The sequence below is a fragment of the Paenibacillus sp. S28 genome (genome assembly GCF_016624415.1).
GTDB classification, from domain to species: domain Bacteria; phylum Bacillota; class Bacilli; order Paenibacillales; family Paenibacillaceae; genus Paenibacillus_AQ; species Paenibacillus_AQ favisporus.
In genome coordinates, this window is sequence record NZ_JACVTM010000028.1 from 26,394 (window position 1) to 48,982 (window position 22,589).

General features: G+C 56.4%; 19 protein-coding genes. 4 read left to right on the forward strand and 15 right to left on the reverse strand.

The genetic code is table 11. The features are described from left to right. Positions 1–158: 158 nt before the first annotated feature. Positions 159–1,073, forward strand: coding sequence for an NADP-dependent oxidoreductase (locus tag IAE55_RS32570; protein WP_200634893.1), 915 nt, complete (start codon positions 159–161; stop codon positions 1,071–1,073). A gap of 52 nt (positions 1,074–1,125) precedes the next feature. Beyond that, the gene (locus tag IAE55_RS34435) at positions 1,126–1,197 is read left to right on the forward strand and encodes a hypothetical protein (RefSeq protein ID WP_442793366.1); all 72 of its coding nucleotides are present in this window, start codon (positions 1,126–1,128) and stop codon (positions 1,195–1,197) included. On the opposite strand, the gene IAE55_RS32575 is transcribed toward IAE55_RS34435, so the two are convergent. The 14 genes from IAE55_RS32575 to IAE55_RS32640 all read right to left on the reverse strand — a co-directional run bounded on the left by IAE55_RS32575 (position 1,169) and on the right by IAE55_RS32640 (position 16,445). After that, a complete protein-coding gene (locus IAE55_RS32575; RefSeq protein WP_200634878.1) occupies positions 1,169–1,351 on the reverse strand; it encodes a hypothetical protein in 183 nt (60 codons plus the stop codon). The genes IAE55_RS34435 and IAE55_RS32575 overlap by 29 nt on opposite strands. Positions 1,352–1,516: 165 nt before the next feature. After that, positions 1,517–2,779, reverse strand: coding sequence for a stalk domain-containing protein (locus tag IAE55_RS32580; protein WP_200634879.1), 1,263 nt, complete (start codon positions 2,777–2,779; stop codon positions 1,517–1,519). 94 nt (positions 2,780–2,873) lie between these two features. Continuing rightward, a complete protein-coding gene (locus tag IAE55_RS32585; protein ID WP_200634880.1) occupies positions 2,874–4,481 on the reverse strand; it encodes a response regulator in 1,608 nt (535 codons plus the stop codon). 15 nt (positions 4,482–4,496) lie between these two features. After that, entirely contained in the window at positions 4,497–5,849 is a 1,353-nt protein-coding gene (locus tag IAE55_RS32590; RefSeq protein ID WP_200634881.1) for an ABC transporter substrate-binding protein, read from the reverse strand. A gap of 30 nt (positions 5,850–5,879) precedes the next feature. Further along, entirely contained in the window at positions 5,880–7,604 is a 1,725-nt protein-coding gene (locus tag IAE55_RS32595; protein WP_200634882.1) for a sensor histidine kinase, read from the reverse strand. Positions 7,605–7,703: 99 nt separating this feature from the next. After that, positions 7,704–8,570 carry a carbohydrate ABC transporter permease gene (locus IAE55_RS32600; protein ID WP_076175792.1) on the reverse strand — a complete coding sequence of 289 codons (867 nt, stop codon included), beginning with the start codon at positions 8,568–8,570 and terminating at the stop codon, positions 7,704–7,706. Next, positions 8,567–9,520 (reverse strand): carbohydrate ABC transporter permease, encoded by a 954-nt coding sequence (locus IAE55_RS32605; protein WP_145161081.1) that lies wholly within the window; start codon positions 9,518–9,520, stop codon positions 8,567–8,569. Before IAE55_RS32605 ends, IAE55_RS32600 begins: the two co-directional genes overlap by 4 nt. Positions 9,521–9,637: 117 nt before the next feature. Further along, positions 9,638–10,984, reverse strand: coding sequence for an ABC transporter substrate-binding protein (locus IAE55_RS32610; protein ID WP_145161083.1), 1,347 nt, complete (start codon positions 10,982–10,984; stop codon positions 9,638–9,640). A 277-nt stretch (positions 10,985–11,261) separates the two neighbouring features. After that, positions 11,262–11,534: a hypothetical protein gene (locus tag IAE55_RS32615; protein ID WP_145161085.1), complete on the reverse strand. Its 273-nt coding sequence runs from the start codon at positions 11,532–11,534 to the stop codon at positions 11,262–11,264. 135 nt (positions 11,535–11,669) lie between these two features. Further along, entirely contained in the window at positions 11,670–12,530 is an 861-nt protein-coding gene (locus IAE55_RS32620; RefSeq protein WP_076175801.1) for an inositol monophosphatase family protein, read from the reverse strand. A gap of 241 nt (positions 12,531–12,771) precedes the next feature. Further along, complete coding sequence (gene uvsE / locus IAE55_RS32625) at positions 12,772–13,773, reverse strand: UV DNA damage repair endonuclease UvsE (protein ID WP_200634894.1); 1,002 nt, start codon at positions 13,771–13,773, stop codon at positions 12,772–12,774. Between the two features lie 36 nt (positions 13,774–13,809). Further along, positions 13,810–14,130, reverse strand: coding sequence for a hypothetical protein (locus IAE55_RS32630; RefSeq protein WP_076175803.1), 321 nt, complete (start codon positions 14,128–14,130; stop codon positions 13,810–13,812). 140 nt (positions 14,131–14,270) lie between these two features. Next, positions 14,271–15,365, reverse strand: a complete 1,095-nt coding sequence (locus tag IAE55_RS32635; RefSeq protein ID WP_145161087.1) for a D-alanine--D-alanine ligase — start codon at positions 15,363–15,365, stop codon at positions 14,271–14,273. A gap of 69 nt (positions 15,366–15,434) precedes the next feature. Then, the gene (locus IAE55_RS32640) at positions 15,435–16,445 is read right to left on the reverse strand and encodes an amidase domain-containing protein (protein ID WP_442793365.1); all 1,011 of its coding nucleotides are present in this window, start codon (positions 16,443–16,445) and stop codon (positions 15,435–15,437) included. A 451-nt stretch (positions 16,446–16,896) separates the two neighbouring features. Between IAE55_RS32640 and acnA the strand changes: the two genes are divergently transcribed. Next, positions 16,897–19,611 (forward strand): aconitate hydratase AcnA, encoded by a 2,715-nt coding sequence (acnA, locus tag IAE55_RS32645; RefSeq protein WP_200634884.1) that lies wholly within the window; start codon positions 16,897–16,899, stop codon positions 19,609–19,611. Between the two features lie 127 nt (positions 19,612–19,738). Here the strand turns inward: acnA and allC are convergent, their stop codons facing one another. Continuing rightward, on the reverse strand, positions 19,739–20,953 hold the full coding sequence (allC, locus tag IAE55_RS32650; protein WP_200634885.1) for an allantoate deiminase: 1,215 nt from the start codon (positions 20,951–20,953) through the stop codon (positions 19,739–19,741). A 290-nt stretch (positions 20,954–21,243) separates the two neighbouring features. On the opposite strand from allC, the gene IAE55_RS32655 reads away from it, so the two are divergent. Continuing rightward, positions 21,244–22,566, forward strand: a complete 1,323-nt coding sequence (locus tag IAE55_RS32655; protein ID WP_145026504.1) for an NCS2 family permease — start codon at positions 21,244–21,246, stop codon at positions 22,564–22,566. Positions 22,567–22,589 lie beyond the last annotated feature (23 nt).

The window sequence follows — 22,589 nt, forward strand, 5'->3', positions numbered from 1 at the left end:
TATATTTTTTATTATTTATGATCGATTATAGAATAAATAGAGGCCGAAGGCGAGAGAGGCTGCTCAAACTCACCGCAGGAGGCATGAAATAAAAGCTCTGGATATCACTATATTCAATGACCGAAAGGATGATCGATAGCATGACAGAACAACAGACAATGAAAGCGGCGGTGATCCGCGCGTTCGGTCCGCCAGACGTACTGCATACGGCGGATGCTCCGCTCCCTTTACCCGGCCCTGATGAGGTCAGGGTTCGCGTAAAAGCGGCCGGCGTTCAACCGTTCGACCTGGCCGTCCGGGAAACGGGATGGATCCCGCCTGGTCTAAGCATCCGGTTTCCGCAAATTCTCGGCAATGACTTCGCCGGAACGATCGAGCAGGCCGGAGACCACGTAACGGACTTCGCGGCTGGCGATGACGTGATCGGATGGGCTCTGCTGGCCAGCTACGCCGAATACGTCGTCGTTCCCACCAGCCAAATCGTACGTAAGCCGCCGGGCATCCCTTGGGCAGAAGCCGGGGCGCTCGCAGCTTCGGGGCAAACCGCCCACACCGCCCTGCAGGAGCTTCGCGTCGGGGAGGGCGATACCGTCCTGATCCATGGCGCCGCCGGCGGGGTCGGCACCATGGCCGTCCAGCTTGCCCGTGCCCTGGGCGCCACGGTTATTGGGACCGCCAGCGAGCGGAACCACGACTACCTGCGCGCCCTGGGGGCCATCCCCGTCGCCTACGGCCCCGGCTTGGGCGAGCGGGTCCGTGCCTTGGCTCCCGGCGGCGTCGATGCAGCCCTCGACGCTGCCGGGAGGGATTCGCTCCGCGTGTCCGTGGACCTCGTCCCGGACAGGGAGCGTATCGGCACGATCGTGGACGGCGAGCTTGCAGCCGAGCTCGGCGTCCGCATGATCCGCAACCAGCGCTCGGCCGCGCGGCTGGCCGAGCTGGCGGAGCTCTGCGCCGCGGGCAAGCTGGAGGTCCGCGTCCGCAGGACCTTCCCGCTGGAAGAGGCCGCCGCGGCGCACCGCGAGCTGGCCAGCGGGCACGGCCAGGGCAAGGTCGTGCTGGTGATCGGGTAAGGGAAGCTCCTGCTGGGGTGTCCACCGTTCGCCCGAAATCAGCGGTTTGGTCGTGGACGCGGAGCACCGTCGCATGGGCGTGGGCCAGAAGCTGGTCAGATGGATGCATCGGTTGGGCGAGTAAGCAGTAGGGGGTATGCCTGCGAGGATTCGTTGGCTGAAGCGGAGGACGGGCGAAGCTGGCCTTCGCCGCCACACTTCCCCGATTTCAGCGGAGCGGCCGGATTCATGCTGGAGAAGCGGAAGCGGCCGCCTTTGTGAGCGAATTTCTTCCTCATCGTCCATTCCCAGAAATTCGTCGAGCAACAGCGGTCGGAAGCATGAGCCGGACGCGCAGCGGGCTTACAAGAAGGCTTCGGAGCACCCACCCTCAAGCATTACAGCTTCGAAGCCTCCGCAATAAACAAGGGCTCCCCCATCCGGGGAAGCCCTTCTCGTGCTTATTATGGATTGATAAATGCCGTTCTCAGCTTCGCCACGTACTGGACGTCGAAGCCGAGGCCTTGCGCCAGCGCTGCCAGCGGTACGTACGTCTTCGATTCCTTGCCGACCTTGTTCAGGAACGCCGGTGCGCCGACGGCGACCGGTTGGCCGTTCACCTTTACGCTGCTGGCGCCGATCGTAATCACGACCGTGTTGCCCGCGTAACTGATCGTCGCGCTGGACGTCTTGCCGTCCCACTTAGAAGTGGCGCCGACCGCGTTCACGATGTCCTGGATGGCCACGAAATTCGCGCCGTTCTTGATGACCGGCTTGTAAGGCGTGTTCAGCTCCTTCCCGCCGACGATGATGCCCATCGGCGCGCCCGCCTCGTGAACAGCCAGCTTGGTGTAGCCGCCCCAGATCACTTCGGAGAAGACTTTGGCCATCGCTTCATACCCCATCTGGTTCGGGTGGATGTCCCGATCCGCGATGATATGCGTCATCGTGCCCTCGCCGCCGACGAACTCCTTGGCCACATGGGCCACTTTGACATTGACGCCCTGCGACTGATAAGACGCCGCCATCTTGTCAATGACGTCCGTAAAAGCCTGGGCTGCCTGCCCCAGCTTCGGATACAGCGCCTTGTCGGCGATTTCCGGCATCGGCTGGTACTGGTCGGCGACCACGATCAGCGCGTCCGGATTCAAGCCGTGCAGGTCGTCCAGCACGACCTTCATGCTGTCCGAGTACAGCTTGAACAGCTCCTGCACGCGGTCGGACAGCTGCTGGTCCGTCATTTGGCTCCCGGTCTCAAGCAGCTGGGACATGTCGTTGCCGCCGATCGTGATCGTAATGGCGTCCGCGGCCTTCACGGCCGCTTGGGTCTGTGGAGCCGCTGCGCCGATCTGGGCGGTCCGGGGATCCGGCAGGTTCGGCTGAATCGCCTCGGCACCGATCGGCTGTCCGGCTGCGACGGCTTCCACAAAGTTTTGGAGCCCCTGGCTCTTCAGCCCGGCAATCCCCTCGTTCAGCGTTTCCGTCCGGCCGTGAAGCAGCCCCTGCTCCTGCAGGCGGTCCACAAAACCGTAAGGAATGTCCTTCTCTCCTTTGCCGGGCTCATAGCCGACGGTTAACGAATCGCCGAAGGCGACGATCCGGTAGGGCTCTTTCGCCGCCGTTTGCGGTGAAGAAGCGGGTGCCGCTCCCGCCGCGCTCAGCACCAGTGCCGAGGACAGCAGCGCAGCGGACAGCGAGCCTATGTACTTGTGAACAGTTCGAAGCATGTGATCACTCCTTATTCAATGGAACAAGCCTCCGGCAGGACGCCAAAGGCTTGCTTGCTAACTTCAGTTTACCACCATTTACCGGTTTGGGGGATTAGTTTTTCCCCGAAATGGCGGCATGCGATTCCCGATATTCCGTCGGGGTTTGTCCCGTGGCCTTTTTAAAAACCTGAGTAAAATATTTCGGATCCTGATACCCCACCAGCGGCGCGATTTGATACACTTTTACGCTTGTATGGCTCAGCATGTACTTGGCTTTGTCCATCCGGCACTCCGTTAAAAACTCAAGGAACGTATAGCCCGACACCTGCTTGAACAAGGTGCAGAAATGGCTGATGCTCAGGTCTGCGACTTCCGCAACCTCCTCGATGCTGAGATCTTGATGATAATGGTTCGAAATATACTGCTTCGCCTTATCAACCACGGTTGGCCCGTCTTCCCGGTGCTGGCTTTTCAGGTGATCCGTCAGCTGCACCGCAAATGCTTCTTTAAGCAGAGCGATCGCGTCATGCAGGCTTCCCTGGTCATGCAGCTCATGAATCAGGCCGTCCAGGCGCCAATCCATCGGCGGATTTCCCTGCTCCAGCTGGCGGCACAGAACGATCGTCAGCTCGATGAGCAGCCGCTCGGCTCCCTCCTTCGGATAGGCCTGTTCTTCCAGATATCCCTTCAGCTCATCCCAGCATGCGTTCAGGCGCCCCGTATCGAGCGTCCGGATGGCGTCCAGCAGCTGTGATTCCAGATGCTTCGGATATTTTAAATCCGGATACCCGGCAATATCCTCTTGTTCCGTATCGGCAAACACACCCTCCTGCTCGGAGTAAAAGCGCTGGTACAGCGCCCGGGCTGCCCCGTCATAGGCTCTGCTCAGCTGATGGATTCCCCGGGTCGTCCGGCTGAGGCCCACCGAGCACTTCAGCTTGGAATACGTACGGATCCGGTCGATCAGATCGTGGCCAAGCGTGATTTTCCGCGGCTGCAGCGCATCGGGGAACAGCACGATCCATTCTCCGCTGTGAAAAGGAAATACCGCAAGGCATCCGTACTGCTGCGACCACTCCTCCAAAATGTTGCGGACCGCAAACAGCCACAGCCGCTTTTCGGCCATCGACCACCGTTCGCTCAGCTGGTGGTAATGATCCAGCTGCACAACGGCCATAAAATAGTCCTCATCCAGCTCATGGCTCTCCAGCCACGCCAGCGGTCCGCGCGGACGGTCGTTGCCCTCGATCCATTCCGCGTACATCCGCTCGCGGGCCATCACGGACAGCACCTGAACCGAGTGCAGCAGTCTGTCGTCGGCCCGACGCGCGTCCAGCCGGGCAGCCGCCCGCTTCAGCATCTCTGTCAATTCGTCATGATCGATGGGCTTCAGCAGATAGTCGAAAGCCCCCTGTCGAAGCGCCTCCCTGGCATATTCAAATTCGCCATAACCGCTAATCACGATGAAAATGCGTCCAGGGTTCCCCGTAAGCACTTCCTTCATCAGCGTAATGCCATCCATGCCGGGCATGCGGATATCGCTGATGATGATGTCCGGCGCATGCTCCCGGACCAGGTCGAGCGCCCCTTCCCCGTTCTTCGCCTCGCCGGCCACCTCGATGCCCAGCTCCTCCCAGGGGATGGCAGCCTTCAGACTCCGCAGAATGATCGGTTCGTCATCCACCAATATGGCTGTGTAATGCCGGCCTGAACCTTCCACTTCCTATCCCTCCTTTCATTTCACCGCCGTGCTGCGCCTCAGATTCCAGTACTGCTGTGAGGAGACGTCCAGCTCCTGCAATGCGTCTCCTGCCGAAATGCCCCCGTGAATCATCTCTGCGATGACCGCCAGAAACGATTTGTTCACTTCTGGGGACAGCATATTGTCATAAGGAACGAAGGTTTGCGGATCATGCTCCATTAAGGCGGTCACCTGCGGAAAAACCGGCCCGGTCCGCTCGGCATCAAAAGGAATACGCATGGACGGAATCCGCAGGCCCTCGTACACAATCCGTTCCTGCACTTCGGTCGTGTACAAGCTCTTCATCAGCTCCAGTGCCGCCTTTTTCTGCGCTTCGCTTAAATTGGAAGATAAACCGATTCCGATCGTATAACCTCCCGCAAGCGACTTGGAGCCGCCGGGCTCAAGGGAAGGGAACGGAATCGCCTTGATATCGTTCTGAAAATCAGCCGGCGCCCGCTCGTTATGAAACAGCGTAATGTCCCAGTTGCCGTTTAAATACATGCCCGCTTTGCCATGGCTGAACAGATCGATCGCTTCTTCGGTCGAGATATCGTTGGGATGGGGGCCGAATGCCCCCTTTTCCGCCCATGCCTCGATCTGGTTAAATGCCTTCAGATAAGCCGCATTTTGAAACGCGCTGCCGCTGTTTCCCTCGACGAGGTTTTCGATCATTTGCGGATTGCCGTAGCGGTCCATTAAATAATGGGCAAAAATAGCCGCCGGCCAGCGTTCCTCGTTGCCGAGGGCAAACGGGATATAGCCGTGCTGCCCCAGCACGTCCACCGCTTCGTTTAACTCGCTTAACGTTTCCGGAATGGCGATCCCGAGCTTGCGGAACAGCGCGGCGTTCACATACAGCGGCTCGGCGTTGCCTTCAATCGGCAGGCCGTAGACATGGCGGTCGAAGGTCCACAGCTTCAAATCTTTAAATTCGTTCTCCAGGTGGTTGCCGTTCACGAACTCCGTCAAATCGAGCAGCCGGTTCGACCTGACGTACGGCTCGATCTCGGCGCCGCCGAACAGGACGAACATGTCCGGAGGCGTTCCGGTCACCATCTCGCTCTTGAGCTTCTGCTCCCGGTGGATCGTTTGATCCATCCCGTCAAAGTTGACCTTGACGTTGGGATGTGCCTCCTCGAACTCGCGCACGACATCTTCAAAAATGTTCAGCATCGGCCGGTCATGCTCACTGATCCAGAAATGCCGGAAGGTCAGCGTGACCTTATCGGTGGCGTCCTCCTCGATCGGCTCATGGTTCGCATGCGCCACGACGACGACCGTGCCGGTCAGTACAACCGCATAGAGAAGCACCCAGCCCCAGCTTCGCAGTTTTCTTCTTAACATCCGTTTTTCTCCTCCCCTGACGCACCGGTCCTATGGCATTATCTTCGGCACCCGGATCCGGACGACCGATCCGCCGCCGGGAGAGGAGCATATGAGGATGCCGTAATAGCCTCCGAACCGGATCCGCAGCCGTTCATGGACGTTTTTCAGGCCCACGCCGCTGTCATGGTACTTTTTCGATCCGGCTGACTCCTTGTTCCAAATGCGAAGCAGCGACTCCGGGTCAAAGCCCGGCCCGTTGTCCGTCACGTCGATGACGATGTCCCGGCCGGCTTCAATGGCCTGGATGCGGATATATCCTTTGTCCTCCATCGGCTCAATGGCGTGGTACAAAGCGTTTTCAACAATCGGCTGAACGATCAGCTTCTGAGTCATATACGATCGCAGCGTCTCGGGAATGTCGATTTCATAGTCAAACCGGTCTTCGAACCGGTATTTCTGAATGTTCAGGTAGTGGCGCACATGCTCGAATTCCATATACAGCGGAATAAGCTCTTGGTTCTCGCTGATGCTGATCCGCAGCAGCTTGCCGAGGGAAATGACCATTTTGCTGATATCCCGGTTCCCGGCCAGCACCGCCATCGAGTTGATCGACTCCAGCGAATTGTAAATAAAATGGGGATTGATCTGGGCCACCAGCGCCTGCAGCTCGGCTTCCTTCTTGCGGGTCTGCTCCGTCTCGACCTGCTGGATCAGCTCCTGGATCTGCGAGCTCATCCGATTAAAGCCGTCGATCAGCAGATCGGTTTCATCATCGCTTTGCGTATGGGATGTGATCGGCACGAAGATGCCCTGCTTAACCCGCTTCATGCCGTTTACGGCGCTGATCAGGCTGCGGACCAGCCTGCGGATAAAAAATTGGTCGAACCAAAGTGCCGACAGCAAAGAAAACAGACCTAAAATAATGGCGATATTCCGAATGGAAACGGATTCAGAACGAATCAGCTTCAGCGGCGTCACCGCAACCAAATACCACTGTTCGTTGTGGGACGGCAGAAAGGTAATGAGCGATTTTTCATGATGAAAAGAATCTACGTAATAGTCCTTCGTCTTGGTGTACGTATCTGACAGAAAAGGAAAAGAGATGTTCTCCCCGATCCGGTCTCCGGATTTGTTAAATACGACACTGCCCTCTTTGTTCACCAGCAGAATATCCCCGTTCTTCAAAGTCGCAGCTTCCCAGAACACCTGATCCAAAATATCCGGTTTCACATAGATGACCAGGTAGCCGATCGTCTCCAGCGAGTAGTAGTCTTTGATGACGCGGGCATGAATCATGACCGGCCGGCCCGCTGCCGCCGAACCGTTCTCCCCCGGCCCGGACCATACCGGACGCCCTTCGGCGCCAAGCATGGACGCATACCAGGTTTGCCGCTTCAAATCGCCGAATGACATCGGCGCATTGTACTGATAAATCAATTGGCTGGTGGAGTACAGGCTGAACGATGTAATCATCGGATGGTTGATCAGCAAATTGTTGATCTCCTGCTTGCGGTCGTACGTCACACTTACATCCGGATTTTTCAGAAACTGCTGAATGACCGGCTGGGTAATCGCCGCATTGGAGACGGAGTTGATCTCATTCAAGGCGAAATTGAGCTTGCGGTCCGTCTCCAGCAGCGAAATCCAGTAGAAATTGTTCGATTTCTTCTCCATGGCGCTGGAAAAGTTGTAATAGGTGACCACGCCCATGATGATGACCGGTATGAACACCAGAAGAATAATAGCCAGTAATATTTTGCGGCGGAGCTTCATGGCACTTGGGTCCTCCTGCCTCCTGCTTCTATGTCTTTAGATCTATTCATTCTTCATGGCATGAAATAATTCCTTCGTGTCTGGCAGATTTTAGGGGGATCAGCTCTTGATGGCCCCGGAGGTCAGGCCTGCAATGACCCAGCGGCTGAAGAGAAGGAACACGATCAGAAGGGGCAGCGTCGCCGTAAACGTCGCGGACATGATCATGCCGTAATCGAGCCCGTCGCGGTTGGAGAACAGCTGCTGCAATGCGATTTGGATCGTAAAGTGCTCACTGTTCTTCAGCACAACGAGCGGCCAGAAGAAGTCGTTCCAGACGTTCATAAAATTGAGAATGCCAAGCGTCGCCATGGCCGGCGTAATGACAGGGACCGCTATGCTCCAGAAAATCCGGAAATGCCCGCCGCCGTCGATCCGTCCGGACTCGATCAGCTCGGAGTGGACCGCCGTGGATATATACTGCCGCATCCAGAAGATCCCGAAGGCGTTCACCATCGCCGGCACGATCAGCGCCTTGTACGTATCGATCCAGTGCAGCTTCGCCATGATGATGTACGTCGGCAGCACGCTCAGCTGGGTCGGCACGAACAGGGTCGCGATGACGAAGTAAAAGAGCGCATTTTTCAGCGGAAAATCGTACTTGGCAAAGGCGTATCCGGCTAAGGTGCAGAAGAACACCACCGACACGGTCACCATGGAAGAGACAAAGAGCGAATTGAGCAGCGCGCGAAAGAAGTCCGTCCGCTCCAGCACCCGCTGGAAATTGTTCAGAAACTCGCCGCCGATGGACAGCATCGGGGGAATATGAAATACCGCCCCGCGGTCATTCGTCGCGATGACAAACATCCAGTAAAAAGGAAAGATCGAGACCAGCGCCCCGAGCACGAGCAAAATGTAAAAGAGCGTTTTGCCGATAATCCCCGTATCCCCCGGCGTCCGGGAAGAAGCCGTTTGAAGTGAACTCATGCCTTACCACCTTCCGTATCTCCGTTCATCCGTCCCGACACCCACATGTTAATCATGGAGAAGATGATCGTAATGATAAACAGCATGACCGCCGTGGCCGCCGCCGTTCCGAAAAATCCGTTGCGGAAAGCTTCGCTGTACAAATAAGTCACCATCGTAATCCCTTCCTGGCGGGTCGATCCCGTTCCGGACTGCCCCAAATAGACGTACGGTTCGGTAAACAGCTGGAGCGCGCCGATAGTCGAGATCAGCGTCACGAAGACGATAAACGGCTTGAGCAGCGGCAGCGTAATGTAGGCGAGCTGCTGGCGGCGGTTGGCCCCATCGATCCGCGCGGCTTCGTACAGGTCCATCGGAATGCTCTGCAGGCCGGACAAGAAAATGATCGCGTTGTAGCCCGTCCAGCGCCACATGACCATGGTGGAGATGGCGATTTTGACGCCCCACCAGCCGGAGTTAAAGGCCACGCTCTCCAGCCCCAGGCCGTTCAGCATCCAGTTGATCATGCCGTTGTTGCCGAACAGGGTGCTGAATACGAGCGTCACGGCCACGATCGACGTAATGTTGGGCATGAAAAAGAGAACCCGGAACGTCTTCTTGAACCGGGTCATCGCCGAGTTGAGCATGACCGCCAGCAGAAGCGCAATAATCAGCTGCGGGACGGTGCCCATCACGCCCATGATGAGCGTATTGCTGAACGAGATCCAGAAGGTCGGATCGCTCGTGATCAGGTCGTAGTTTTTCATCCCGACATATTTCATCGGGCCGAGCGCATCCCACTTGTAGAAGGACAGATAAATCGTAAAGAATATCGGGTACAACCCGAAAATGGCGAACAAAATAAAAAAAGGCGAAATAAACGTATAGGCTGTCATCCGGCTCCGCCTTTGCTCCGTCAGAAAAGGCTTCTTGCTGCTCCGGGCCTGCGAAGCGATTACGGTTTCTGCCATGCTGCACCTCCGCGGTTCTCATAGGATCATCCAAACCCGCCAGGCGCGGCGCTGCGGCCGTCCTGACGAATTTGGATGCAGAATCAATGCTTTAACATTTGAATTTCCGGAAAATAGTTAGCTGCGTTCCGCCAGCGTTTTGGCTTTCTCGACGGCAGCGTCCCATTCTTTGGCCGGGTCGGCTTTTTTCTCAAGGACGTTTTTCAGCGCATCCTTGAAGAACGTATCCGTCTGGTCATGCAGCGGACCGTAGTAGACCGGTTTGACGCGCTGTGCGGCTTTGCCGTATTCCACGGCCGTCGCCTGACCTCCGAAGAAGTCGTCCTTGAAGCCGGTGAAGGCTTCATCTGTGTACAAGGCAGGAATCGAAGGCATCAAGCCTTTAGATTTGAACGATTCCAGCTGATTCTCCTTGCTGTCGAGCCAGGCGATGAATTCGTAAGCTTCCTTCGAATGCTTGCCCTGCTTCGGCAGCGTCAGGAAGGAACCACCCCAGTTGCCCGCGCCTTCCGGAAGCTGCGTAATTCTCCACTTGCCGGAAGAATCCGGACCGTTCGTCTTGATGTTGCCGGCCATCCAAGCCGGTCCGAGCATCACACCGAATCCACCGTCGTTGGTCGCCTGCCCCCATTCCGGAGACCACAGCAGCGTATTGCCGATCCAGCCTTCCTGAATGCCTTTGACCGTAAAGTCATAGGCTTTCTTCACCATCGGGTTTTTGTCGCCGATGAAAGAACCGTCCGCCTTGCTGAAATAGATTTCGCCGTCGGATTGGTCACGAACGCCGTTGTATACCAGATCCGTCAAGTCCGCAAACGGCTTGCCGGTTTTCTCTTTGAACTGCTTTGCCACGGCAGCGAACTTATCCCACGTATCGATCGCCTTGCCGAATTCTTCCGGATCGGTCGGCAGGCCTGCCTTCTCCATCAAATCGGTGCGGTAATACACGACGGTCGGGCCGATGTCGGTCGGAAGCCCGATCTGAAAGCTGCCGTCCTTGGACGAGCCCTGCTTCCATTTCCAGTCCAGGTAGTTGGCGGCGATATCTTTAGCACCTAAATCATTCAGGTTGTAAAATTTGTCTTCCGCTGTAATGAACCGCTCCATGAAGCCGATCTCCAGCATGAAGATGTCTGGAGCTCCGGATCCGGCGGACAAAGCCGTCGTCAGGTTGTTATGGTGCGCAGTCTGGTCCGACGTGTTCTGGAATTTGATCGTAATGTTGGGATGCTCTTTGGTGTATTCTTTGCCGAGCTCCTCATAGTTGGTCGTGCCGAGCGACCAGAAGGACAGCTCGATCTTCTCGTCCGAGCTCGTCTTTGAGGAATCGTCCGTCGTGGCCGCCGGCTCCGCCGTTCCTTCCGAGGTACCGCTGCCGCTTTTACTGCCCCCGCCGCAGGCGGACAAGGATACCATCAGGATGAGCGCAAGCAGCATGACCGGCCATTTCTTGCCTTTTCTCATTTGTTTAATGCCCCTCTCGAAAATAGGTTGATTTACAAGGATCAGTCTACCGGATCGCTTTCCAAATTTTGAGGAGGCAATATTGCGATTTAGGGTTGAAATTATTACGGTGGGGATGCGCTGTACAAAGTGATGGGAAAGTATGTTGGAGAGGAATCTCAGCTTGGAGGTACATTTCGGAGTCCTTAACAAACGACAAAAGACCTGTACGGCCTCTCTGCCGGAACCGGCAGCTGCCACACAGGTCTAATTGGGGCTGATCAAGCGATACTGTTCTCTACGACTTCTCGTTCTCCAGGGATTTGCTTTCGGAAGCTCCGTCCCCTTCGGCTCTCTTCATATATTTATCATACCGGTCATCAAGCTCCTTCGCCATGCCCCGGTAAATCTTCGTCTCTTCCACGATCGGGTCCATCTTCGTCTGGATCCGGATTTCATATCTTGGAGAAATGAGCTCGCGCTCCTTTTCTTCACGGTTTTGCTGCTGCTGCAGCTCGCCTTCGGTCAGCATGTCACTGAGCTGCCGCTCCAAATTGTCCTTCTCACTCATGGGTTGACACTCCTTTGCGCTGTACCGGTGGCCTGCCACCGCGTGAATAAGATCGATTACGTCCATTGTTTGGTTACCCCGATTCAAGCCTAATGAAACAGCCTGACGGTCAGGCTCAGCCTCTGAATCTCCGAACTATTCGCCGGTCCCCTTCGCTTCCTTCAATGCGCCGACCAGCTCCTGCTGGATCAGCCCGTTCGTGGCGACCACATGGCGTACGCCCAGATGATAAGGATTGCCAAGCGTATCGGTGATGCTGCCGCCGGACTCGGTGATCATCAGCGATCCCGCCGCCAGGTCCCAGGCGTTCAAGCCGACTTCCCAGTAACCGGTAAGCCGCCCGCTGGCAACATAAGCCAGATGCAGGGCTGCAGAGCCCCCGGAGCGGATGTTGCGCACCCGCGGCGCAAGGTAATTGAGTCCAGCCATATTTTGCGGAAGCGTCGTATCTCTTCCCACCGGAAAGCCGGTTGCTAGAAGGCTCTCATTCAGCGTTTCCTGCTGGGAAACGGACATTCGCTTGCCATGCACATAAGCGCCCTTGCCCTTCTCGGCCACGAACATTTCATCCCGTGAAGGATCGTAAATGACGCCGACAATCACTTCACCTTTATGCGCCAAGGCAATGGATACGGAAAAGAACGGATACCCGTGAACATAGTTCGTCGTTCCATCCACCGGATCCACGATCCACAAGTATTCTTCATCCAGCGCCTGCTCAAGCGCTTTCTTGGAAGCCTCCGGTCCGGGCTCGACCCCTTCCTCGCCAAGAAGCGCATGATCCGGAAAATGAGTGAAAATCAGCTTGCGGATCATTTGCTCGGCGCCCTTGTCCACTTCAGTGACCAAATCCGGCGCTCCGGACTTGGTATCCAGCTGTTTTACCGTGCCCAGTTTACTCTTAATCCATTCGCCTGCTTTCGAGGCGGCGTTAATCGCTACAGCCGTAAAGCTCTTGCTGGTTACGACATATGGTACCTTACCCTCTTGGTTCAAAGCATTCACTCTACTTTCTGATTAGATCTGTACTTTGGGACGGCCCCGTCCGCGGGCGGAGCCAAGACGACTCATGAACACAGCTCCCGTCCCCGTGTGGATCAGCTTATAACGTCACACCGCTGATTCTATCTCCTAAAACTATACGTATAGACTCCGGCAAAGTTTCGCCCGATTCGGACCGGGAAACCGATTTCCACATTGGCCCCAAAGGTAATGCCCGTAAAGAAATTAACCTTATCTAGGGTGTAATCTCAATACTCGCACCATCCAGAATACGCACCCCGTCACCCTGATATGCCTGCAAATCCTCCATCAGCTTGAACAGCGCCCCGTCTTTGGCTTTGGCTTCAATCATGACATCCACGGCAGGTGTATCTCCCGCAATCTTCCGTAAAAAGGTCAAGAGTGGCTCCATCTCGACGTGATCGGCATGGCCGCGCGGGTCCGACTCGCTCTTGGGGCTGGACACGTGAATTTTCGGCGGAAGCGGCTTGTCCGCCGCCGCATCGGCCTGCGCCAACGGCGTCGACCAGGTCTGCAGGATGTCCGGCCACAGCTCCCAGGGCTTCTCCCCATCATTATTGACCCATTGGTGGTGAATATCCAGCACCATCGGCAGTCCGACATGCTGACAGACCTCAAGCGTCTCGACGGCCGTAAACGTCTTGTCGTCGTTTTCCAGCGTCAGCCGCTGCTTGATGTCTTCGTCCAGCGCGGCAAAATGCTCCTCAAACCGCTGAGCCGCAGCGGTTTTGTCACCATAAGCTCCGCCGATATGTATGTTGTTCTTCGCTGTCGCGTTCAGCCCCATAGCCTTCAGCATCGTGACATGGTGGCGGAGGTCGCGAATGGAGCTCTCCAGCACCTCGGCCCGCGGCGTGCTGAGCACCGTGAAATGATCCGGGTGAAAAGACACCCGCATGTCATGCTGCTTGACGTAATGGCCTACCTCGGCAAACGGCTCGCGAAGCGCATCATACGGGCTCCAATCGCTTAGGTCCGAATGGGTCGCCAGCGGAATCAGTTTGGAAGAAAACCGGTACACATGAATGCTGCTGCCATGGTTATGCTTCAGCAGCCGCAGCGTGTTATGCAAATTTTCGGCCGCGATCCGCTCCAGCTTGCGAATGGCCGCCTCCCGGTCGTTCAGTTTGGTGAAACTGGCCATCGTCATCGTTTTGGAGGGAGACGCATCTTTTATTACGGTTGACATCGCCACGTATCCGAAACGGACCCTCATCATCGGCTTCTACTCCTCTTGGTTATAAAATCATCCTTAAGAAGTATGTTCCCCAAAAAACATTTCGTAAGCCAAATCGGTCTGAATCCGCGACTCCTCGTCGGTCAGCTTGCGGATGAGCTCCATTTCGACCTCCGTAACCTCCTGCCCCTGAAAATTGATCTCGGCAATGCAGCCGACGATCTTAACGATTGCCACCGCCACGTTGTTCGGGGTATAGGCAATCACTTTCTGGCCTGTCGGGAAGACGCGGAAGCCCTGCTTGACCATTTTGCCGCGTCCGTATTCGAGCAGCTCGTACAGCTCCTGGTCGCTTTTGAACTTGCACACGGAATTAAATTCGGTCTGGAAACCCATCATTTCATCTCCTTCTCCTGATTAAAATGGAAAAGGTACCCGGCCTATACTACAGAGCCGGCCGGATACCTTATATGTGTTGCTATACGTCTAAATCGCTCACGTGGCGGCTATCTCACGAAAGCATCTGAAGCGCCAAGTTAAATGTCGTTGGCAAATACCAGCGACTGCTTGCTGTTGTAGCGCTCCAGCGCCAGCTCGATCATCCGGTCCAGCAGCGCCTGATAGCCGAGGCCCGTTTCACGCCAGAGCAGCGGATACATGCTGTATGGAGTGAAGCCCGGCATCGTGTTGACCTCATTGATGAAGATGGCGCCGTCCGATTTGCGGATGAAGAAATCCGCCCGGGTAATGCCGCTGCCTTCGATCGCCTGAAAAGCAATCAGGGCGAGCTCCCGCAGCCGGTCCGCCGTCTCGGCATCCAGCGAAGCCGGAATGACCATTTCGGACTGCCCATCCGTATACTTCGCCGCGTAGTCGTAATAATCGCTGGAGGAAATAATTTCTCCCGGCACAGATGCCATCGGCTCGTCATTGCCGAGCACAGCCACCTCCACTTCGCGCGCGTCCACAAACTCCTCGACGATGACCTTGAGGTCATAGCGGAAAGCGAGCTCAATCGCCTGCTCCAGCTCCTCGCGGTTTCTCGCCTTGGAGATGCCTACGCTCGATCCCAAATTCGCCGGTTTTACAAAGCATGGGTATCCAAGGTCGTCTTCGACGCCCATGATCAGATTGAAGCTGCTGCGCTCCCACTGCGATTTCGTGAAAAAGCGGTAGCCGCATTGAGGCAGGCCCGCCTGCGCAAACAGCTTTTTCATTACGGCCTTATCCATTCCGGCTGAGGAAGCCAGGACTCCGGCACCTACGTAAGGAATGTTCGCCATTTCGAACAGACCCTGGATGGTTCCGTCTTCCCCAAAGGTTCCGTGAAGAAGCGGGAACATCAGGTCGATGCCGGCCTCGCCGCCATACAACCTGCTGAAAATCGCTCCCAGCGCCGCTTCCGTGCCCTCCTGGCTTTGTTCCAGCTTCAACTGGTCCAGCTTGCCGAGGGGGGCCTGCAGCGTCGTTCCTTTTCTCCACTCGCCCTGCTTCGTAATATAGAATGGAATAAGTTCGTATTTATCGTAATCAAAGGCGTTCATCACCGCAAAGGCCGTCTGCAGCGATACCTCGTGTTCTCCTGATTTACCGCCGTACACAAGGCCTACGGTTGTTTTGTTGTTCCCCATGCCAAACCTCTCTTTTTCCTCATGATTGCAGGTGTCCTCCTGCCGCTGTTCATATAACATTATAATGGCTTAGAAGTAGTCCGGGATATGTAAAAAACGGTATACGGTGTTCTCCGACCAGGCGTAGGAGTCCTTGTAGTCCCAGAAACGGTGCTTGCTGCTGACCGTATGGGCGTTGACCAGCGGGCTGCCGCCGGCATCAAACCCCGTGACGATCGTGCTGTGCTGGAAGGAGCCGTCGCCGTCCCAGTCATAAAAAATGACATCGCCCAGCATCAGCTGCTCGGGCCGCTCCACCAGCTCTCCGCGGAGCCCCCAGCTGCTTGACGACAAAAAGGACTGCAGCGCGTTCGAAACCGCCCAGCTGTAGCTCCACCACTCTTTGCTCCCGACATATCCTTTGTACCACCAGCCCGATTCTCTTTTACCAGTATAGTGGATCGGAGCGCCCCCTGCAAAGAGGCATTGCGAGATGTAATTGGTGCAGTCCACCTCGAATACGGCAAACTCCGGATTGCTGGTTTCCCACCACTCGTCGGCATAAGCCGCTGCTGCCGCGCGGTTGTAGCGCGATGTTTTGCGGCCGGGGCCGCCCTGCAGCACCTCGGCGTTCAGGTAAGGCTTCGACCCGCCGCTGGAATAGGCGTAGGCCGGCTGCCCGGTGTGCACGGCAGGGATGCCGGCGGCCGGATGCTTCTCCGGCGTCAGCTGCTCCACCGACACGATCACCCAGGCATCCCCGTCCCGAATCAGGGTCAGCCTCTCCCGCTGGATCATTTCCTCCACATGATTGACGCCGCCCTTTTCGTAGAACAGCTGCACATACAGCTGCACGTCGATGACCGCCTCCTCCGGGGTATCGCGGATCGTCCGCAGCAGCTTGGCCCTCGTCTCGCTGCGAAGCGGCCTTGCCCCCCTTGCGGCATACCATTGTGACAGCCGGGAAGCCCGCTCACTCCTCGCCAATAAATAAGCCGGATCCGTCACGACCTGATCTGTATGTTGTGACCGGTAATCGATCTGATGCTGGTTGTATTGATTTACATAGGCGTACAGCGTCTGCTTCCATACCTTCTCCATTCCCATGCATTCCCCTTTCACCCGTTTCGTTAACCCGAAATATGTTGTTTCGGCTGCGTATATTCCACTATATGAAAAAAAGGGGGCACCTATGAACCCTGGTCCATTTTCGCGCGGCGGAGGTCCGCCGGAAGGCAGGAAGCGGATAAGCTGCGCACTCCGTCCCGCAGTGCGCGGAACCAGTCCCGGCGCAGATCGGGGGAACGTTTTCCCGTTCTTTTGCCGCCTCGGTCTCTTCATATAAATAGACGCAAAAAGTACTTTACTCCCCGGCTTGTAAACGGTATACTAAAAGCGAACCTCACTATTTTGAAATTATGTTTCATCTAGTGAAACAAGGAACGGCAAAGTGATCGCCCTTATCGCTCTCACCCAAGCCACCTGAATGATGACTGATTTGATGAACCACAGTAAGCAGAGGAACCGAATTACGATCAAGGAGGTACATGTAATGACAGCAAAGGATCAATTCTCCACGGCCCGCAGTCTGGAAGTCGGAGGCAAAACCTACCGTTACTACAGCCTGCAGGCTCTTGAGGAGCAGGGACTCGGCAGCATCTCCAAGCTTCCGTTCTCCATCAAGGTGCTTCTGGAAGCCGCTGTCCGCCAATTCGACGGACGTGCCATTACCCAGGAGCATGTATCACAGCTGGCCAAATGGAATGAAGGACGTGACGATAACAAGGAAATCCCGTTCATTCCGGCCCGTATCGTATTGCAGGACTTCACCGGCGTACCGGTCGTCGTCGACCTTGCGGCTATGCGCGACACCGTGAAGAAAGCCGGCGGGGATCCGAAGAAGATCAACCCGCTCGTTCCGGTCGATCTCGTTATCGACCACTCCGTTATGGTTGATGCGTTCGGTACCAGCGACGCCCTCAACTACAACATGCAAGTGGAGTTTGAGCGCAACGAGGAACGCTACCGCTTCCTGCGCTGGGCCCAAACGGCATTTAACAACTTCCGCGCCGTCCCCCCGGGAACAGGTATCGTTCACCAGGTCAACCTGGAATATCTCGCATCCGTGGCGGCGACCAAGACAATCGACGGAGAAACGGTCGTATATCCGGACTCCCTCGTTGGTACGGACTCCCATACTACGATGATCAACGGCCTCGGCGTTGTCGGCTGGGGTGTCGGCGGGATCGAAGCCGAAGCGGGCATGCTCGGACAGCCGCTTTACTTCGTAACGCCTGACGTTATCGGATTTAAACTTACAGGCAGCCTGACGGAAGGCGCTACGGCGACCGACCTTGCGCTGACCGTTACCCAAATGCTCCGCAAAAAAGGCGTTGTCGGCAAATTCGTCGAGTTCTTCGGACCGGGTCTGGCCAACATCAGCCTCGCGGACCGCGCAACGGTAGCCAACATGGCACCGGAATACGGCGCAACCATCGGCTTCTTCCCTGTCGATGAAGAGACGCTGGCTTACCTGCGCAACACCGGCCGTACCGATGAGCAGGTTGCTCTGGTAGAAGCCTACTACAAAGCACAGAACATGTTCCGCACCGCGGAAACCGAAGATCCTGAATTTACGGACATCATCGAACTCGACCTGGCCTCGGTCGTACCGAGCCTTGCCGGACCGAAACGTCCGCAGGACCGCATCGAGCTGACTCATATGAAGGACGCCTTCAACGACATCGTCCGCACGCCGATCGAAAAAGGCGGATACGGCCTGAGCGATGCCAAGATTGAAGAAAAAGTAACAGTTAAGCACAAAGACGGCTCCACCAGCGAAATGGGAACCGGCGCGGTCGTCATCGCCGCAATCACCAGTTGTACGAACACGTCGAACCCAAGCGTTATGCTTGGCGCAGGTCTCCTGGCGAAGAAAGCCGTGGAACGCGGCCTGAAGAAACCGGGATACGTGAAGAGCAGCTTGACTCCGGGTTCCCTCGTGGTTACCGATTACCTGCAAAAAGCCGGACTGCTTGAATCGCTCGAAGCCCTCGGCTTCTACGTAGCAGGCTATGGCTGCGCTACATGTATCGGGAACTCCGGTCCGCTTCCGGACGAAGTGAGCCAGGCCATCACCGACAACGACATGACCGTCGCTGCCGTACTGTCTGGTAACCGTAACTTTGAAGGACGCGTGCATGCTCAGGTCAAAGCCAACTACCTGGCTTCGCCGCCGCTCGTAGTTGCTTATGCGCTGGCAGGTACGGTCAACATCGACCTGCAGAACGATCCGATCGGCTACGATCCAAACAACGAGCCTGTTTATCTGAAAGATATCTGGCCGACTTCCGCGGAAATCAGAGAAGCGATCGGCTTGTCCGTCAGCCCTGAAGCGTTCCGCCGCAAATACGCGAACGTGTTTACCGCCAACGAGCGCTGGAATGCGATTCCGGTTCCGGAAGGCGAGCTGTACGAGTGGGACGACAAGTCCACGTACATTCAGAACCCTCCGTTCTTCGAGAATCTCGCAAACGGCTTGGCCGACATCGAGGATATCAAGTCCGCACGCGTGCTTGCCCTGCTGGGTGACTCCGTCACGACGGACCACATCTCCCCTGCCGGCAACATTTCGCCGACCAGCCCTGCAGGTCTGTACCTGAAGGAGCACGGCGTTGAACGCAAGGACTTCAACTCTTACGGTTCCCGCCGCGGTAACCACGAGGTCATGATGCGCGGTACGTTCGCGAACATCCGCATCCGCAACCAAGTGGCGCCGGGCACCGAAGGCGGCGTTACGACTTACCTGCCTACGGACGAAGTCGTGTCCATCTATGATGCTTCCATGAAGTATCAGGACAACGGACAGAACCTGGTCGTTATTGCCGGTAAAGAATACGGTACGGGAAGCTCCCGCGACTGGGCGGCCAAAGGCACGTTCCTGCTCGGCGTCAAAGCCGTTATCGCCGAAAGCTTTGAGCGGATTCACCGCAGCAATCTCGTCGGCATGGGCGTGCTTCCGCTGCAGTTCCAGGAAGGCCATGGCTGGAGCAGCCTGGGCCTCACCGGCCGCGAAACGTTCGACATTGTCGGACTCAGCAACGAAATCAAGCCGGGCGAGAGCCTGACCGTCACCGCTACACGCGAAGACGGCACCAAGTTCGAATTCCCGGTAACGGCCCGTCTGGACAGCATGGTCGACGTGGATTACTACCACAACGGCGGCATTCTGCAAACCGTGCTGCGTCAAATGATCGCCAACCAATAATTATCGTTAAATAGTAAAGCCCCGCAGTGCCATGGACATGGCCTGCGGGGCTTTATTTGCATGGAAGGAATACCGTTTCTCTTCCCTATGATCGGGTCAGTTCATCATCTATTCTCATCAATTCCGTTCAGTACGCCAGCCGGCGCAACAGTTCGGTCAGCACCTGAACCCCTTCCTCCAAATGCCCCGGCTCCGTATATTCCAGCGGCGAATGACTGATGCCCTGACGGCTGGGGACGAACACCATGGCCGTCTTGCAGTGCGAGGCAAAGATCTGCGCGTCATGACCGGCTCCGCTGGGCATCCGCCGATAAGACCGTCCCTGATCGATACAGATGTCCTCGATCATGCCGGTCAGTCCGGCATCCATGCCGATCGGGGCGACGTTCATCCACCGCTCCGTTGACACCTCCACGCCCCGCTCCCGTGCTTCATCCGCAACGATACTCAGCAGGCTGTCGCATGCCTCCTCAAGCCGATCTCCGTCTGGGTGGCGCACATCCAGCGTGAACGTCGCCTTTCCAGGGATGACGTTCGGCGTATTCGGGTGAAGCTCCATCTGGCCGACCGTCGCCACCAGCGGAGCGCCCAGCTCCTCGGCCCGGTCCATGATGGCCGTAATCATCGCGGCCGCAGCTCGGGCCGCATCCCTCCGGTATGCCATCGGCGTCGTGCCCGCATGATTCGCCTCTCCTTGGACATGGATCGTATACCGCTGGAGGCCGACGATCTGCTCCACGATGCCGATCGATCTGCCCTCCTGCTCCAGAATCGCGCCCTGCTCAACATGGAGCTCGATAAAGGCCTCCACGTCGCTGCGGGGACCCTGGCCCTGCGTCCCGGGGCCGAATCCCGCCTGCTTCATAGCCTGTCCCAAAGACACTCCCTGCGCGTCCAGCGCATGCTCGACATCCCTGTATGTGGCGGTGCCTGTCATAAAGGTCGAGCCCCAATAATTGTAGGGGAACCGGCTCCCCTCCTCTTCGCAGAACGCCACGACCTCAATCGTTGTCCGCGGCATGCCGTATTGCTCCCGGAGGCGGGACAACGCCGCCATGCCGGCGACGATGCCATACGCCCCATCGTATTTGCCTCCGCGCTGTACCGTGTCGACATGGGAACCCGTCAAAATGCACGAGCCGCTCCCCTCCGTTCCCTGAAGGCGTCCGCACAGGTTGCCGGCGTCGTCATAACGCACGCTCAAACCTAACTCCTCCATCTTGCCCGCTAAAGCTTCCTGCGCCTCCTTCCAGGAAGGCGTATATAAAAGCCGGGTCACTCCGCCGTCTTCATCGGCTCCAAAGCTGCCCAGCCACTGGATCAGTTGTTCTGTCATCAACATGGCTGATTTACTCCCATCCTGCTTCCGGCGATCCGGATTTTTCTTGTTTTTCTTCATTTTCGTGATCCTCATTACAAACTGTATATTACCATAGCATTGCAGTCGTCAAATTTCCATAGACACTTCCAAAAAATTCATTCTGCGGCCTTCGGATCACCTGTATATACGAACATTTTTATTTGTTTATTTGCACAAAGTTCGCCTTTAGCTTTGACGGCTTCAAAATATGCATGTTATAGTTACAGGACGCGAAACGACTATACAACAAGTAAAGGAGTCCACAAGTCATCATGAATCAGACGAATGCTTCCTGGCTGGATCGTTTTTTCAAACTGAGCCAATACAACACGAATGTCAAAACCGAAATCATTGCCGGTCTGACCACCTTTGTAACGATGGCCTACATCATCGTGGTTCAGCCAGACCTTATGAAAGCAGCCGGAATGAATCAAGGGGCCGTTATGGTCACCGTGCTGCTGGCGTCCGGCCTCTTCAGCATCATCATGGGCCTGTATGCCAAACGCCCCTTTGCGGTAGCACCCGGCATGGGCGGCAACGCCTTCTTCGCCTACAGCATCGTTGCTGCGGGCCTGGCGACCTGGCAGCAGGGTCTCGGCATGATCTTTATTTCAGGCGTCCTGTTCCTTTTGCTGACCTTCCTGGGTCTGCGTGAGACGATTTCCAAGATTATTCCTAAAAATATCAAGCACGCCATAGGCGCAGCCGTGGGCCTCTTCATCATCGGCACCGGCTTCTCCAACGCCAAGCTGATCGTTCAGAACAAAACCGGCACGCTGACGCTGGGCAGCCTGCACTCGCCGACCGTGCTGCTGTCCGTGATCGGACTGGTCATTATTCTTGGCCTGATGGCCCGCAAGCTGAAAGCAGCCGTTTTCCTCGGCATTCTGATCACATCAGTGATCGGCATTCCGATGGGCATCACCAAGCTGCCGCATTCGTTCGCAGATCTGTTCTCCCTGCCGCCGAATCCGTCGTCGATCATGTTCCAGGCGGATATTCCGGGCGCGCTCAAGCTGGCCTTTTTCCCGCTGCTGTTCACGTTCTTCACGGGTGAATTTTTCTCGACCATGGGCACCGTGCTCGGGGTCGGCGCAAAAGCCAATCTGCTGGACAAGGAAGGCAACCTGCCGGATATCAAAAAGCCGTTTATTGTGGACGGGCTGGCAACGGTTGGCGGTTCGCTGATGGGACAAACCACCATCACTACCTACATTGAATCGGCCAGCGGTGTGGAAGCCGGCGGACGCACGGGCCTGACCGCTGTAACGACAGGGATCGTCTTCCTGCTTGCCCTGTTCATTACGCCGATTATTCTGCTTATTCCGAGCGCGGCCACCGCTCCGGCGCTGATCATCATCGGCCTGTCCATGCTCGGGACGCTGAAGAATATCGATATGGACGAATGGGAAGAATCCCTTCCGGCGCTCCTGACCGTCATCTCCGCCGGACTGACGTTCAGCCTGGCGAACGGGATCGTATTCGGCATTCTGTCTTACGTCATCATTAAGGTATTTGCAGGCAAAATCCGCGATATTCATATCGGCCTCTGGATTCTCTGCATACCGCTCGTTTATTACCTCTGGCTAAAATAATCTAAGGATAAAGGAGACCGATC